The sequence below is a fragment of the Phenylobacterium sp. genome (assembly GCF_036563285.1).
Lineage (GTDB): Bacteria > Pseudomonadota > Alphaproteobacteria > Caulobacterales > Caulobacteraceae > Phenylobacterium.
In genome coordinates, this window is sequence record NZ_DATCMR010000002.1 from 291,801 (window position 1) to 306,968 (window position 15,168).

General features: G+C 72.3%; 10 protein-coding genes. 7 read left to right on the forward strand and 3 right to left on the reverse strand.

Features of this window, described 5'->3' with window-relative positions:
* The first annotated feature begins 6 nt into the window (after positions 1 to 6).
* Positions 7 to 858 (forward strand): tetratricopeptide repeat protein, encoded by an 852-nt coding sequence (locus VIL76_RS01680; protein ID WP_332043241.1) that lies wholly within the window; start codon positions 7 to 9, stop codon positions 856 to 858.
* A 147-nt stretch (positions 859 to 1,005) separates the two neighbouring features.
* On the opposite strand, the gene VIL76_RS01685 is transcribed toward VIL76_RS01680, so the two are convergent.
* Positions 1,006 to 3,192, reverse strand: a complete 2,187-nt coding sequence (locus tag VIL76_RS01685) for a family 16 glycosylhydrolase (protein WP_332043242.1) — start codon at positions 3,190 to 3,192, stop codon at positions 1,006 to 1,008.
* Between the two features lie 396 nt (positions 3,193 to 3,588).
* Here VIL76_RS01685 and VIL76_RS01690 point away from each other — a divergent pair, with 396 nt between their 5' ends.
* Together VIL76_RS01690 and VIL76_RS01695 are read left to right on the forward strand one after the other, a co-directional pair.
* Positions 3,589 to 5,382: an autotransporter assembly complex family protein gene (locus tag VIL76_RS01690; protein WP_332043329.1), complete on the forward strand. Its 1,794-nt coding sequence runs from the start codon at positions 3,589 to 3,591 to the stop codon at positions 5,380 to 5,382.
* Positions 5,379 to 9,530, forward strand: a complete 4,152-nt coding sequence (locus VIL76_RS01695; RefSeq protein WP_332043243.1) for a translocation/assembly module TamB domain-containing protein — start codon at positions 5,379 to 5,381, stop codon at positions 9,528 to 9,530. The genes VIL76_RS01690 and VIL76_RS01695 overlap by 4 nt, the downstream gene beginning before the upstream one ends.
* Here VIL76_RS01695 and phhA read toward each other — a convergent pair.
* Positions 9,527 to 10,402: a phenylalanine 4-monooxygenase gene (gene phhA, locus VIL76_RS01700; RefSeq protein WP_332043244.1), complete on the reverse strand. Its 876-nt coding sequence runs from the start codon at positions 10,400 to 10,402 to the stop codon at positions 9,527 to 9,529. The genes VIL76_RS01695 and phhA overlap by 4 nt on opposite strands.
* 81 nt (positions 10,403 to 10,483) lie before the next feature.
* Positions 10,484 to 10,813, reverse strand: coding sequence for a heat shock protein HspQ (gene hspQ / locus VIL76_RS01705; protein ID WP_332043245.1), 330 nt, complete (start codon positions 10,811 to 10,813; stop codon positions 10,484 to 10,486).
* Positions 10,814 to 10,974: 161 nt separating this feature from the next.
* On the opposite strand from hspQ, the gene VIL76_RS01710 reads away from it, so the two are divergent.
* The 4 genes from VIL76_RS01710 to guaB all read left to right on the forward strand — a co-directional run bounded on the left by VIL76_RS01710 (position 10,975) and on the right by guaB (position 15,160).
* Entirely contained in the window at positions 10,975 to 12,051 is a 1,077-nt protein-coding gene (locus VIL76_RS01710; protein ID WP_332043246.1) for a Ppx/GppA phosphatase family protein, read from the forward strand.
* Complete coding sequence (locus VIL76_RS01715) at positions 12,048 to 12,752, forward strand: RlmE family RNA methyltransferase (RefSeq protein WP_332043247.1); 705 nt, start codon at positions 12,048 to 12,050, stop codon at positions 12,750 to 12,752. Before VIL76_RS01710 ends, VIL76_RS01715 begins: the two co-directional genes overlap by 4 nt.
* On the forward strand, positions 12,753 to 13,634 hold the full coding sequence (locus VIL76_RS01720) for a lipid kinase (protein WP_332043248.1): 882 nt from the start codon (positions 12,753 to 12,755) through the stop codon (positions 13,632 to 13,634). It abuts the gene before it with no gap.
* Positions 13,635 to 13,699: 65 nt separating this feature from the next.
* On the forward strand, positions 13,700 to 15,160 hold the full coding sequence (guaB, locus tag VIL76_RS01725; protein WP_332043249.1) for an IMP dehydrogenase: 1,461 nt from the start codon (positions 13,700 to 13,702) through the stop codon (positions 15,158 to 15,160).
* Positions 15,161 to 15,168 lie beyond the last annotated feature (8 nt).

Here is a 15,168-nt window from a genome sequence, read left to right on the forward strand (position 1 = left end):
ACCCGGATGAGGCTGATCGCCGGTATCATCGCCGCCCTGGCGCTCGCCGCGCCCGCGGCGGCCGAGCCGCCCAAGCCCTGCCAGCCCGACGCCGAGGGCGGCATGGACTTCGAGGCCTGCGCCAAGGCGGCCGCGCCGGGATCGGCGGAGCGGATGCTGGCCTACATCAACCTGGGCACCCACGCCTTCCTGCGCGGCGACTACGCCGCGGCGGTGCGGTTCTACGACGAGGCCCGGCCCGCGGACCGCACCCAGAGGCTCTATTCCGACGCCACCTTCCACGCCTTCCGGGCCGCCGCCTACGAGCGGGTGGGGCGGGAGCCGGAGGCCCTGGAGGACGCCCAGGTGGCGCTGGCCATGCTGGAGGGCAAGTCGCCGCCCGGCGTGCCGGACCGCTCCGCCGACGCCGAGCCGGAGGCGGTGCTGCCCTACGTCCTGCCGATCCTCAAGCGGGGCGGCGATGCCGGCTACCCGCGGGCGCTCGCCGTCTACCGCAGCATGCCGGCCAAGGACTGGGTGAGCTACGCCAACCGGGCCGGCGTGCTGGCGGAGGTGGGGGAGGTGCAGGCGGCGCTGGCCGACAACGCCCAGGCGGCGAAGCTCGCGCCCGACGAGCCGGCGGTGCTCAACAACAGCTGCTACATCCTCACCCTGGCCGGCAGGCCGGGCGAGGGGCTGCCCTCCTGCCAGCGCGCCGCCGCCGCCGCGCCGCAGGTCCCCGCCGTCCACGACAGCTACGCGGTCGCCCTGGCGGCGCTGGGCCGCTGTTCGGAAGCCCAGGCCGAGCTGGCCAAGGCGCGGACGCTCGACCCGGCCTCGCTGGAATACAGCCGCAAGCTCGCCTGCACGAAGCGGTGAGGCCTCTACCGCCCTGGCGGCGCTGATCCTAGATTGAGGGGTGCTGCGGCGGGCTACGACGGCCCACGGGCGCGCCGATCATCGGCCCCAGTCCGGACCGTGGGTCAGAGCGTTATCGCAAGAGCGCTTTCCCGCCGCAGCACTTCCCTATTGGAACAGCCAGTCGCTCGACGTCACGGACGAAGGCGCAACGCCGTCGAGCGTCGTGATGGTCGTGGGCCACGGGTTGCCGGAGCCCCAGCCGTCCTGGTCGAAGAGCACCTTCGTGCCGCCGGCGCCGTCTCCCTCCAGCCGCAGGTAGCCGTCGGCCACCGGATTGGAGCCGCGGTAGCCGGCCGCCTGGAACAGCGGGCGCAGGTCGATCTTGTCCACCCCGTGCTGGAAGTCGGTCACGTGGCCGGCGTTCCAGGGCAGCTTGCCGAACACGAAGTGGTCCGCGCCCGCGCCGCCGGTGAGCCGGTCGGGGCCCTGGCCGGCCGACAGGGTGTCGTTGGCCGAGCCTCCCACCAGGACGTCCGCATAGGTGTCGGAGACCAGCACCTGGCCGGCCGTCGTGGTGACGGGCGGCGGCGTGGTGGTGACCGGCGGCGGGGTCGGCGCAGCCGCCCCCAGCACCTGGGCCGCGGTCAGGCCCGCGGGGCTGACGCCGTTCAGAGTCACCATGGTGAAGGGCCAGGGGTTGGCCGAAGACGCCCCGTCGATGTCGAGCATGACCTTCGTCCCGCCCGCTCCGTCCGAGACGAAGGTCAGGTAGTTGCCGATCGGCTCGGCGCCCTTGTAGACGGCCGAGAAGTCCAACCGGTCCACGCCGACCTGGAAGTCCTTGATGTTCCCGGCGTTCCAGGGCGCGGCCTTGAAGACGAAGGTGTCGCCGCCCGCGCCGCCGGTGAGCTGGTCGGGGCCTTGGCCCGCCACCAGCGTGTCGGCGCCCGTCCCGCCCGTGAGAACGTCGGCGTACTTGGAGGAGGTGAGGACCTGACCCGTCGTCGCCGGGGCCGGGGCCGGGGGCGGGGTGGTCGTGGTCGGCGGCGGAGTGGTGATCACCGGCGGCGGCGTGGTCGGCTGCGGCGCCGTGCCGTTGCCCGGCAGGTTGTAGACCCGCACGTAGTCGATCTTCATCTGCGCCGGCCATGGCGTGCTGGCGTCCGGCGAACCGGCCCAGTTGCCCCCGACCGCCAGGTTGAGGATCATCTTCATCGGCTGGTCCATGTCGTAGGGCGTCGGCGTGGTCCAAACCGGCGTCCCGTCGACGAGGAAGGTGATCGTCTTGGGATTCCAGAGCGCGCCGTAGGTGTGGAAACCGTCGCCGTACGGATTGAAGCTGGGGTTGCCGATCGCGGGCACGGCGTTGGAGTGCAGGGCGTTGTAGGCGACCTTGGTGTTGCTCCCCAGGCCCTCGAGGATGTCGATCTCGCGGTTCTGCTCGCCCAGCAGCCAGAAGGCGGGCCACAGGCCCTGGCCCTTGGGAAGCTCGGCGCGGATCTCGAAGTAGCCGTAGGTCTGGGTGAAGTTCGACTTGAGCATCCCCGACGAGTAGTCGTAGCCCCACATTTGCGACGAGTGCCAGTCGCTCACCGGCTGCGCGGTGATGGTCAGAACGCCGTTGTTGAACGAATAGGGATTGAGGCCCAGGGGTCCGCCCGACGTCCCCTTGAAGGCGGCGCTCGTATAGATCTGCTGCTCGCCGTTCTGGGGCAGGGTGAAGCTGTTCAGGCCGTCCCCGGCGTAGCCGAAGTTGGTGACCCAGTTGGTCCCGATGGTCCCGGGGTTGTTGAACTCTTCGGAGAAGGTGAGCGAACCCAGGCCCGCGTAGTTCAGCGGCAGCTGGAAGTCCGAGGCGTCGAACTGGCTGATCTGCGAATTGCGGAACAGGATCATCGTGCCGCCGTCGTTCAGCAGGACGTCCGAGCCCTGCTGGACCATGTTGGCCTTCACGGCCTCGATGCTGGTGAGCGGCCCGCCGATCAGCCGCACGGTGTCGGCGCCCTGGGTGAAGTTCTGGACGACCTTGTTGCCCTCGCCGGCGGCGACGATGAAGGTCGTGCCGCTGCCGCCGGAGCCGATGAAGACGTCCTCGCCGCGCGCCCCGTAGATCAGGGTGCGGGGGGCCTCGGTCTTCAGCACGTTGTTCTGGTCATTGCCCGCGGCGTAGTTGCCGTCCCCGAACACGATCAGGTTCTGCATGGGGCTGTTGGGCGACAGCGTGTAGGACTGCCAGATCTTGGCCGTGTCGACACCGGAGGTCGGCACGATCGCCTGCCACTCGTTGACGAGCCACAGGTAGCTGGAGTTGGACTGCGCCAGCCACTGGCCGGAGTAGTTTTGATAAGCCAAGACGAAACCCTCGCACCGTCAGATGAGTTGTTTGGAAGTCGTCCCGCGCTGAATCGCGCGGCGCTCCCCCCTGCGTGGTGAGAGAAGTAGTTGCGCGGTTTCGACGCAGCAACATTCGTCTCTGGTCAAGCTGACGATTGCAGACACAACCTATTGTGAGCGCGGGAACCCGCTCTTCGCCCTAATTGTGTCAGAATTGGCTGGCCATGATGCTCTAAGGCCAAGCTTGTTTACTTCTTGTTGTACCTTCTAGACCGTCAGGCGACCTTTCACCTCAGGCAGATCGCCGCAGGCGTTGCTGTGTGATGTGCCGCTGAAAGCCCGGCCGTGACAGCCGCCAGCCGCCCCGCTACACCCGGAGCAGGGGGGCGGCCCGAGGATTCGCGTTTGAACCGAGTGGCTTACGCCGTCGCCGCCTCGGCGGCCTTGTGCGCGTACGCCCACGCCATGCCGGCGCGGGCCGCGCCGCCGCGCGCCCAGATCGAAGGCGAGCTGCCGGAGGACCTGCGGACCGCGGTGACCCGCGCGGTCGGCGAGACCGACCGTCCCATCGAGAACCGCTTCGAGGCCCGCCGCCGCGCCCGCGACGCGGCCGAGGACGTGATCGCGGTCCTCCGCTCCGAGGGCTACTACGCCTATGTCGTCGAGCCCGACGTCGGGGAGGGCGACGCGCCGAGGCCCCTGGTCCGCGTCCAGCCCGGCCCGCGGTTCGTGATCGCCCAGCCGCGGATCGCCTGGGTGGGGCCGCAGCCCGACGCCGCCGCCACGTCCGCGGCCGAGGCGGCGCTCGAGTTCCACCCCGCCCAGCCCGGGCGCGCGGCCGACGTGGTCGGCGCCGAAGGCCGGGCGGTGGCCGCGATCCAGAAGCGCGGCTACGCCGACGTCCGCGCCGAGCCGCGCGAGGTGATCGTCGACCACGCCGACAGGACCGTGCGCCCGACCTTCCGGATCGCCGCCGGCGACGTGGTGCGCCTGAACGGCGTGCGCCTAGTCACCGACGGGCGGACGGATCCGCGCTGGGTGAGCCGCCTCGCCCCCTGGAGGGCGGGCGACGCCTACGATCCCGAAGACGTCGGCGAGCTGGAGCGGCGGCTGCTCGACGCAGGCGTGTTCGAGTCCGTCACCGTCGCGCTCGCGCCGCGAGCCATGATCGACGAGCAGGGCCGCCGCCCGGTGGTGGTCAGCCTGGCGGAGCGCAAGCGCCGCACCCTGGAGGTCGGCGCCAGCTATTCCACCGAAGAGGGCCTGGGGGCCGAGGTCCGCTGGACGCGCTACAACTGGCTGGGCCGCGCCGACACTCTCGGCGTCCTTGCCCGCGCCTCCAGCGTCGACAGCCGGCTGGGCGCGACGCTCACCCTGCCGCACTGGCGCCATCCCCAGCAGACCTTCACCGCCGGCAGCGCCGCCTACCGGGTGCGCACCGACGCCTACGACGAGACGGGCGTGGGCGTGCGCGCCGACGTCACCCGCCGCTTCGGCCGCACCTCGTTCCTCACCCAGGGCTCCTACGTCACCGTCGGCGCCTCGCTGGACCTCTCACGCACCGACGAGCTGCGCGTGCGCGAGCTGACCCCGCTGGGCCGCGACCTGCTCACCGCGACCCTGCTGGCCGCCTTCGCCCTCGACCGCTCCGACGATCCGCTGGATCCGCGCCGCGGCTGGCGGGTGAACACGCGGGCCGAGCCGACGCTGATCGCCGGCGACGACACCCTGCCGTTCCTGCGGCTCGTGGGCGACGGGACGATCTACCGGCCGCTGGACCAGGACGCCCGCACGGTCCTGGCGGGGCGGCTGCGCGTCGGCAGCCTCGTCAACGGCTCGATCCCCGACGTGCCCGCCTCGCGGCGCTTCTACGCCGGCGGCGGCGGCTCGGTGCGCGGTTTTGGATACCAGGCCGTGGGCCCGAGGCTCGCCGACAACACCCCGCAGGGCGGCGCCTCCCTGCTCGAAACCTCGGTGGAGGTGCGCCGCCAGATCACCCGGACCTGGGAGCTCGCCGCTTTCGTCGACGCGGGCGCCGTCGGCACCGACCAGATCCCGGACTTCAGCGATCTGGCCGTCGGGGTCGGCGTGGGCGTGCGCTACCATCTGGGCTTCGGCCCGATCCGCGTGGACGTCGCGGTGCCGGTCACCGACCGCCGCGGGGACTCGCCGTTCCAGATCTACGTCAGCCTGGGGCAGAGCTTTTGAGCGAGGTCCCCGAAACCCCGGTCCTGAAGCGCAGCCTCCTCCCGAAGCTGATCCTCGTCCTGCTGGCCGCCGTCTTCGTGCTGATCGTCGGCCTGTGGGCCGCCGGGCGCTACGCGGTGCTGCTGCCGCAGGCGCGGGTGCTGATCGAGGCGCGCACCGACGGGCTCAAGGTCGGCCGCGTCGGCCAGCTCAAGATCGAGGGGCTCGGCGGCGACCTGTGGCGCGACTTCACCATCCGACGCCTGACCCTGCGCGACGAGAAGGGCGTCTGGCTGGAGGCCAGCAACGTGCGCATGCGATGGCGCTACGCCGACCTGTTCCGCCGCCGCTTCAGCGCCGAGCGCATCGACGCCCAGACCATCCGCCTGATCCGCCGCCCGACGCTCAGGCCCAAGGGCAAGGACCGCGGCCTGCCGCTCTCCTTCCACATCGACGAGGCCACGGCCCGCGTAGAGATGCTGGAGGGCTTCAGCTACCGCCGCGGTGTCTACGACCTCGCCGCCAGCCTCGACATCGAGCGCCGCGGCGGGCGCGAGGGCCGGGTGCGCGCCGCCAGCGTGCTGCACCCCGGCGACCACCTGAACCTGGACTTCGACGTCTCCCCCGACCGCCCGCTGGTCATCCGCGTCGACGCGGTGGAGGCCCAGGGCGGCGCGCTGGCCGGCGCGCTCGGGCTGCCGACCGAGCAGCCGTTCGAGCTGAAGGCGGCGGCCGACGGCAAGACCTCCGAGGGCCGCTTCACCGCCGTCGCCACCTCCGGCACCCTGCGGCCGCTGGATGCCCGCGGGGCCTGGACGCCCGAGGGCGGCGAGGCGAGCGGCCGCGCCGTGCTGACCGCCTCGACCCTCACCCGTCGCTGGGCCGAGCGGTTCGGCGCGCGCGTCGCCTTCGGCATCGCCGGCCGGCGTTCGGGGCGCGACCTGCACGCGCTCGCCGGGCGGTTCTACGCCGACAACGCATCCGTTCGCATCGACGGCCTCGGCAACGTGATGGAGCGGCGGCTCGGCCCCGGCGGCGCCACGGTGGTCGCCAACACCCAGGCCCTGTCGCGGATCACCGGCGGCCCCCAGATGGGGCCCGCGCGCATCGCCGGTCGGGTCACCGGGCAGGGGACCGCCTGGCGGTTCGCCGGCACGGCGGGCGTCTCGCGCCTGAAGGTCGGCGCCTACGGCCTCGCCGACGCCTCCGGTCCCGTGGAGATCGAGACCCGCACCGGCGTGGTCACCTTGCAGGGCCAGCTGACCGGGCGGGGGGGCTCAGGGGCCGGCTGGATCCCCGCCATCCTGGGCGGGGCACCGCGGGCCGGCTTCGAGGCCGCGCGCCTGCGCGACGGCCGCCTGGAGGTGCGCCGGCTCGACGTGACCGGCCGCGGGCTGAAGCTCACCGCCACCGGCGGCCGCGGCCTGCTGGGCGGGCTCACCTTCAAGGGGCGGGCGGACCTCTCCAACCTCGCCGCCGCGCGGACCGGCGCCGCCGGCGCGGCCAGCGCCACCTGGTCCGCAACCCAGTCCGGGGCCGGCAAGCCCTGGGTGTTCGACGTCGCGGCCCGCGGCCAGCGGTTCGCCACCGGCTACGGCGAGCTCGACCGGTTGCTGGGCGCCAGCCCGCGGGTCGGCCTGCAGGCCAGCCTCTCCGGACGGCGCGTCTCGGTGGCGCGCGGGACCGTCAACGGCGCGGCCCTCGACGCCTCCACCGCCGGTGTCCTTGAGCCGAACGGGGCCTTGAGCTTCAAGGTCGACTGGAGCGCGTCTGGGCCGTTCCGCGCCGGTCCGGTGGAGATCGCCGGACGCGCCAAGGGCAACGGCGCGGTCACCGGCCGCCTCGCCGAGCCGCGCATCGACCTGACCGCCGACGTCGCCGAGATCGACGTGCCGCGCCTGCCGTTGCGAAACGCACGGGTTACCCTCAGCTTCCTGCGCCGCCCCGACGGCTCCAGCGGCGCCATCGCAGTGGCCGCCCAGAGCGCCTACGGTCCCGCCCGCGGCCGCTCCGACTTCCGCTTCCCGGCGGGCGGGGTGGACCTCACCAACCTCGCCGTGGACGCAGGCGGGCTGAACGCGTCCGGCGCCCTGTCGCTGCGCCGCCGCTCGCCCTCGGCGGCGGACCTGAGGCTGGTGGTCACGCCCGGCGCGTTCCTGGAAACCGGACGGGTGACCGGCTCCGTGCGCATCGTGGACGCACCCGGAGGTCCGCGGGCGACCCTGAACCTGGCGGGTCAGAACGCCCGGCTGCCGGGCTCCGGCGTGACGCTCGCCACGGCGCGGATCATGGCCGACGGCCCGTTGGCGCGACTTCCCTACACGGCCGGCGCGGAGGGGGAGTCGCCCGGCGGGCACTGGACCGCCGCCGGCCGGGGCGTCCTCACCGAGGCGCGACCCGGCTACGCCGCCAGCTTCGACGGCACGGGCCGGCTGGGACCGCGCGAGTTGCGCACCCTTGAGACGGCAGTCTTCCGCTTCGGCGGCCCGGAGCGCAGCGCGCATGCCGTGCTCGCCACCTCCGACGGCGGCCGGGTCGGCGTCGACGGACGGCTGGCCGGGGACCTGGCCGACGTGCGCCTGCAGGCGACCAACCTGGGCCTGTCGCTGATCGAGGAGGACCTCGCCGGCCGCGTGCAGGGGACGCTCACCCTGCAGGGCCGCGGCCGCGCGCTCACCGGCGCCCTGGAAGCCCGCCTGACCGACGCCCGCGGCCGAGGCGCGCCGGCGGTGTCCGGTGTCGACGGGGTGATCCGCGGCCGGCTGGCCGACTCCACCCTCACCCTCGACGGTTCGGCCACCAACCGGGAGGGCCTGCGCGCGGAAGGCGCCGTGGTGCTCCCCACCGAAGCCTCGGCTGCGCCGTTCCGTCTCGCGGTTGCCCGGCTGCGCCCCATGCAGGGCCGCTTCTCCGCGGAGGGCGAGGTGCGGCCGCTTTGGGACCTGTTCTTCGGCGGCGAGCGCAGCCTGGCCGGTTTCGTGCGCACCCGCGGCACGCTCGGCGGCACGCTGGCCGACCCGCGGGCCCGCGGCGATATCACCGTCCAGCGCGGCCGTTTCGATGACGGGTGGAGCGGCCTGTCCCTGCGTGAGGTGGCCGTCGCCGCCACCTTCGACGAGGACGTGGTCAGCGTCACCCAGGCCGCCGGCGTGGACGGGCAGGGGGGCTCGGTCAGCGGCGCCGGGCGAATCAGCCTGGAGCGCGCCGGCGCCTCCAGCTTCCGCCTGAACCTGCGCGGCTTCCGGCTGATCGACAACGAGCAGATGACCGCCTCGGCGAGCGGCCAGGCCGCCATCGACCGCGCCGCCAGCGGCCGCGTCCGGCTCTCCGGAGCCCTCGCCATCGACCGCGCCGACGTGGCGGCGCGCCTGCCGACGCCGTCCGGGGTGGTGGCCATGGACGTGGTGGAGCGCAACCGGCCGGCCGACCTGCCCGCGTCCCTGCCCCCTGCCTCGCGCCGCGGCGAGGGCTGGAACCTCGACGTGACGCTCACCGCGCCGCGCCGCGTGTTCCTGCGCGGGCGCGGCCTCGACGTGGAGCTGTCGCTGGACGCCCGCGTCGGCGGCACCACCTCGCGGCCGCAGCTCAGCGGCACCGCGCGCGTGGTGCGGGGCGACTACGACTTCGCGGGCAAGCGGTTCGCCTTCGACACCTCCAGCGTGGTCTACCTCTCCACCCGCGCCGAGCAGATCCGCCTCGACCTCACCGCCACCCGCGCCGACCCCTCGCTGCTGGCCATGGTGCGGATCCGCGGCGTCGCCGCCCGGCCGGAGGTGACGCTCACCTCCAACCCGACCCTGCCGAACGACGAGGTGCTGTCGCAGGTGCTGTTCGGCCGCTCGGCGTCGCAGCTGTCGCCGATCGAGGCGGCCCAGCTCGCCTCGGCGCTCTCGGGGCTGGCCAGCGGCGGCGGCTTCGACGTGATCGGCAACCTGCGCCAGCTCGCCGGCCTCGACCGGCTGGCCTTCGGCGGCGGCGGTTCGGAGGGCGTCACCGTGGCGGGCGGCAAGTACCTCACCGACGACGTCTACCTGGAGATCATCGGCGGCGGCCGCGAGGGCCCCGCGGCCCAGGTCGAATGGCGCGTCCGCCCCAACCTCTCCATCCTGTCCCGCATCGCGGGGCAGGCGGGTGCGAGGCTCGCGGTGAGGTGGCGGCGGGATTACTAGGCGGCTGTGCGGCCGCCGGCGTCGGCGTAGGCCTGCGTCCCGCGCGTGAACACCCGGTCCGAGGGCTCGATCGCCGCGATGGGGATGTCCGCCGCCGTCGCCAGCCGATCGTAGAGCGGCGCGAAGTCCGTGTGCGTCGTCACGTCCAGCAGGGTCTGCAGGGCCGGGACCACGAAATAGACCTGCTGGAAGTCGTCGATCCGGTAGGGCGTGCGCATCACCCGCTCCAGGTCGAAGCCGATCCGGTTGGGGGAGGGGTCGTCCAGCGCGAACACCGACTCCGCATAGGACGAGACGATGCCCGCCCCATAGATCCGCAGGCCCTGCGGGCTTTCCATCAGGCCGAACTCAACCGTGTACCAGTAGAGCCGGGCGAGGTTGTGCAGCCGGCCCAGGCTCATCGCCCGCTGCCCGCCCTTGCCGTAGGCCTGCATGTAGTCGGCGAAGGTGGGGTCGGTGAGCATCGGCACGTGGCCGAACACGTCGTGGAAGATGTCCGGCTCCTGCAGGTAGTCCAGCTGCTCGGGCTTTCGGATGAACTGCCCGGCCGGGAAGCGGCGGTTCGCCAGGTGGTCGAAGAACACCTCGTCGGGCACCAGCCCGGGGACGGCCACCACCGTCCAGCCGGTGAGCCGCATCAGCTCCTCGTTGATCCGCGCGAAGTCGGGGATGCCGGTGCGGTGCAGGTCCAGCGAGTCCAGCCCCCGCAGGAAGGGGTCGCAGGCGCGGCCCTCGAGCAGCTTCACCTGCCGCTCGTAGAGGGTGATCCAGACGTCGTGCTCGGCCTGGGCGTAGTGCTCCCAACCCTGGTCGATGGTCCAGTCGGGCCGCGCGCCCGGAGGCGGGGCCAGGGTGACGCCGTCTGCGCTCATGGCGCCACAATGGAGGCTTGCGGCTGGAAGTTCCGTTCGGAGTGCCGGCCCGGGAAGCGGTTCACCGGCAAGATCTTGCGCCTAGTGGCTGATCCGCGGGCGAAGCTTGTACTGGCCTTCGCGGAACGATTCGAAGAGCAGGGTGGCCTGGGGGTGACCGACCGGCTGGCCGGTGTCGTCGGGCAGCAGGTTCTGCTCCGAGACATAGGCCACGTAGCTGCTGTCGTCGTTCTCGGCGAGCAGATGGTAGAACGGCTGGTCCTTCGCGGGCCGGATGTGCTCCGGGATCGAGAGCCAGTATTCCTCGGTGTTCGAGAACGTGGGGTCCACGTCGAAGATCACGCCGCGGAAGGGATAGACGCGGTGACGGACGACTTGGCCGATCGTGAATTTGGCGAGTCGCTGGTTCATGGCTCGAATCTACCTCCTCTCTCCTGACCGGAAGGTGAACGTAGCGCTCATAATGCCACATACAAGGCCGCGCTTCCCTTGGCGGCACGGCGCTTGCTAGTCTCGCCGCGAAATCAGGTGCGCGGACGGTCGCGCCTGCGACAGGACGGATAGGCGGTCCAATGGACGAGGCGCCGAGCGCGCCCGGCGCCCGAATGCGTGGCCGGGACAGGTCGAATGGCGAGGCCGCCTGCTATGCGGCGCTCGACCTGGGCACCAACAACTGCCGGCTACTGATCGCCACGCCCGCGGGCGCCGGCTTCCGTGTGGTGGAGGCCTATTCGCGCATCGTGCGGCTGGGGGAGGGGCTCACCCAGTCCGGCCGGCTGTCCGACGCCGCCATGGAGCGGGCCATGGCCGCCCTGAAGGTCAGCGCCGAGAAGGTGCGCCGCCGCCGCGTGGTGAAGCTGCGCGCCATCGCCACCCAGGCCTGCCGCGTCGCCGCCAACGGCGAGGCCTTCGTCGCCCGGGTGGCGGAGGAGACGGGCCTGCGCCTGCAGATCATCCCGCCGCAGGAGGAGGCCCGCCTGTCGGTGCAGGGCTGCCTCAACCTTATCGACCGCACGTCGGACGCGGCCCTGGTGGTCGATGTCGGCGGCGGCTCGACCGAGCTGTCCTGGGTCGACCTGAAGGGCGCGCCGCCCACCGGCACGCCGCCCCTGCAGGCCTGGCTCTCGATCCCCGTGGGCGTGGTGACCCTGGCGGAGCAGTTTCCGGAGGGCGAGGCCGCCACCGAGGCGTGGTTCCGGCAGATGGTGGACAGCGTCAAGGCCGAGCTCGGCGCCTTCCGCCGCGCCGACCCGCTCCGCGGCGTCTTCGAGGCAGACCGGGCGCACCTGATCGGCACCTCCGGCGCCATCACGAGCCTCGCGGGGCTGCACCTCAACCTGCCGCGCTACGACCGCAGCCGTGTGGACGGCATCTGGATGACCCGCGGCGAGTGCGAGGCCGCCGCGGGCCGGCTGCTGGCGCTGAACGCCCGCGAGCGCGCCGACCAGCCCTGCATCGGCCCCGACCGCGCCGACCTGGTGCTGGCCGGCGCCGCTATCCTGCAGGCCGTGCAGGAGCTGTGGCCCTGCACCCGGGTCCGCGTCGCCGACCGCGGGCTGCGCGAAGGCATCCTGCTGTCCCTGATGAGCGAGCGCAGCGGCCGCCGCCGCAAGCGCCGCCGGCGGCGTCCGACCGCCGTGGCGGCATGACCGAGCCTCCCCGCAAACGGATGGTGAAGCCGCCCACCGGCGGCAACGAGGGGGGTCGTGGCAAGCCTGCGCGCCTGAAGACCGCCAAGCAGCGCACGCCGGCCCAGCAGGCCTGGCTGGAGCGCCAGATCAACGACCCCTTCGCCGCCAAGGCCCGCGCCCTCGGCTACCGCAGCCGCGCGGCCTTCAAGATCAGCGAAATCGACGAGCGCTTCCGCATCTTCCGGCCGGGCGTGCGCGTGGTCGACCTCGGCCTCGCCCCCGGCGGCTGGACCCAATTCGCGATCCAGCGCGGGGTGACCGACATCGTCGGCGTCGACCTCCTGCCGGTCGATCCGCTGCCGCCGGCCCACATCCTGCAGATGGACTTCACCGACCCCGACTGCGCGCCCAAGCTGATCGAGCTGCTGGGCGGGCCGCCGGACGTGGTGCTCTCGGACATGGCGCCGAACACCGTAGGGCACCGGCAGACCGACCACCTGCGGATCATGGGCCTGATCGAGGCCGCCGCCGAGTTCGCCATCGGCGTGCTGAAGCCCGGCGGCGTCTTCGTCGCCAAGGCTTTCCAGGGGGGTGAGACGGGCGAGGTGATCGGCGTTCTGAAGCAGCACTTCGCCGAGGTCCGCAACGTCAAGCCCAAGGCAAGCCGCCAGGACAGCTCCGAGGTCTTCATCGTCGCCACCGGCTTCAAGGGCCGCTGAGTGGCGCCCGCGCGTCGCAAGTGCCGCGCGCTCATGCTGGTCAATCCCCACGCCCGTCGTGGCCAGGAGGCGCTGGGCGTCGTCGAGCGGCTGCGGGACGGCGGCCTCGAGGTGGCGGTCGAGCAGTTCTCCTCGCCTGCGGAGGCCGCCGCCGACATCCGCCGCCGCGCGTCGGGCATGGACATCGTCATTATCTGCGGCGGCGACGGGACGCTCGCCTGCGCCGCGCGCGGCGTGCTGGAGGCGGGTCTGCCCATGGGCGTCCTGCCGCTCGGCACCGCCAACGACTTCGCCCGCACGCTCGGCATCCCCGAGGACCTCTCCGCCGCAGCCGACGTGATCCTCGCCGGCCGCACCCGGTTCGTCGACGTGGGGGAGGTCAACGGACACACCTTCTTCAACGTCGCCAGCCTTGGGCTCTCGGCCGACCTGGCGCGCGGCCTGACGAAGGAGCGCAAGCGCCGCTTCGGCCGGCTCGCCTACGCGGTCCAGGCCCTGGAGGTGCTGATCCGCGCCCGCCCGTTCCATGCCGAGATCGTCAGCCAGACCCAGACGCGCCGCGTCCGCACCCTGCAGATCGCCGTCGGCAACGGCCGCCATTACGGCGGCGGCACGGTGGTGCACGAGGACGCCGCCATCGACGATGGCCGCCTCGACCTCTACAGCCTCGCCCCGCGAGCGGTCTGGAAGCTGGCCCTGATGTTCGACAGCTTCCGGCGCGGCCGCCACGGCGCCTGGGACGAGGTGCTCACCGCCAAGTGCGTCGAGTTCGACGTCCGCACCCGCCGCCCCAGGCCGATCAACGCCGACGGGGACATCGTCACCCACACCCCGGCCCACTTCAAAGTCCGTCCCGCGGCGATCGAGGTCTTTGCGCCTTAAGCCCGCGCCGCGTTGACTCCCACCGCCCTCGCGGTCATACCCGGCCCGCAAAACGAGGTGTCTCCATGGAGATTCGCGAAGGGCTCACCTTCGACGATGTTTTGCTCGAACCCGGTCCTTCTGACGTCATGCCCACGCAGGTGGACGTCGCTACGCGGTTCACGCGAGAGATCAATCTGAACATACCGCTGGTGTCCGCCGCCATGGACACCGTCACCGAGAGCCGGCTGGCCATCGCCATGGCCCAGAACGGCGGCATGGGCATCCTGCACCGCAACCTCACGAACGAGGAGCAGGCCGACCAGGTCCGGGAGGTGAAGCGCTACGAAAGCGGGATGGTCATCAATCCGCTGACCATCAACCCCGATACGCCGCTCTCCCAGGTCCGGGAGATCAAGGCGCGCCGGAAGATCTCCGGCTTCCCGGTGGTCGACGCGAGCGGCAAGCTCTGCGGCATCCTCACCAACCGCGACATGCGCTTCGAGGCCGGCGACGAGACCCCGGCCAGCCAGGTCATGACCACCGAGAACCTGGTCACGGTGAAGGAGGGCGTCGGCCAGGCCGAGGCCCGCGACCTGCTCCGCCGCCACAAGATCGAGCGCCTGATCGTCGTCGACGACGACTACCGGGCCGTCGGCCTGATCACGGTCAAGGACATGGAGAAGTCCCAGGCCCACCCCAACGCCGCCAAGGACGCACAGGGCCGCCTTCTGGTCGGCGCAGCCTCCACCGTCGGCGATGCGGGCTACGAGCGCTCCATGGGGCTGGTGGACGCCGGCGTCGACGTGGTCGTCATCGACACTGCCCACGGGCACAACGCCGACGTCGCCAAGGCGGTCGCCCGCATCAAGCGCGAGACCAACCGCGTCCAGATCGTCGCCGGCAATGTCGCCACCTATGACGGCGCCAAGGCGCTGATCGACGCCGGCGCGGACGCCGTGAAGGTGGGCATCGGCCCGGGGTCCATCTGCACGACGCGGATCGTGGCCGGCGTGGGCGTGCCGCAGCTGACCGCCATCGCCGACGCCGTGCGGGCCGCGGGCGCGTCCGACGTGCCGGTGATCGCGGACGGCGGGATCAAGTATTCCGGCGACCTGGCCAAGGCGCTCGCCATGGGCGCCTCTGTGGCGATGATGGGCTCGGTCTTCGCCGGCGTCGACGAGGCGCCGGGCGAGGTGTTCCTCTACCAGGGCCGCAGCTACAAGGCCTATCGCGGCATGGGCAGCCTGGGCGCCATGTCCCGCGGCTCGGCCGACCGCTACTTCCAGAAGGAAGTCTCCGACGCGCTGAAGCTGGTCCCGGAGGGCATCGAGGGCCAGGTCCCCTACAAGGGCCCGATCGCGCCGATCCTGCACCAGATGGTCGGCGGCCTCCGCGCCGCCATGGGCTATACCGGCGCCGGCAACCTGGTCGAATTCCGGAAGAAGGCCCGGTTCATCCGCATCACCGGTGCGGGCCTTCGCGAGAGCCACGTCCACGACGTGATGATCACCCGCGAGGCGCCCAACTACCCGAGCCCGGTCTGAAAGGCAGG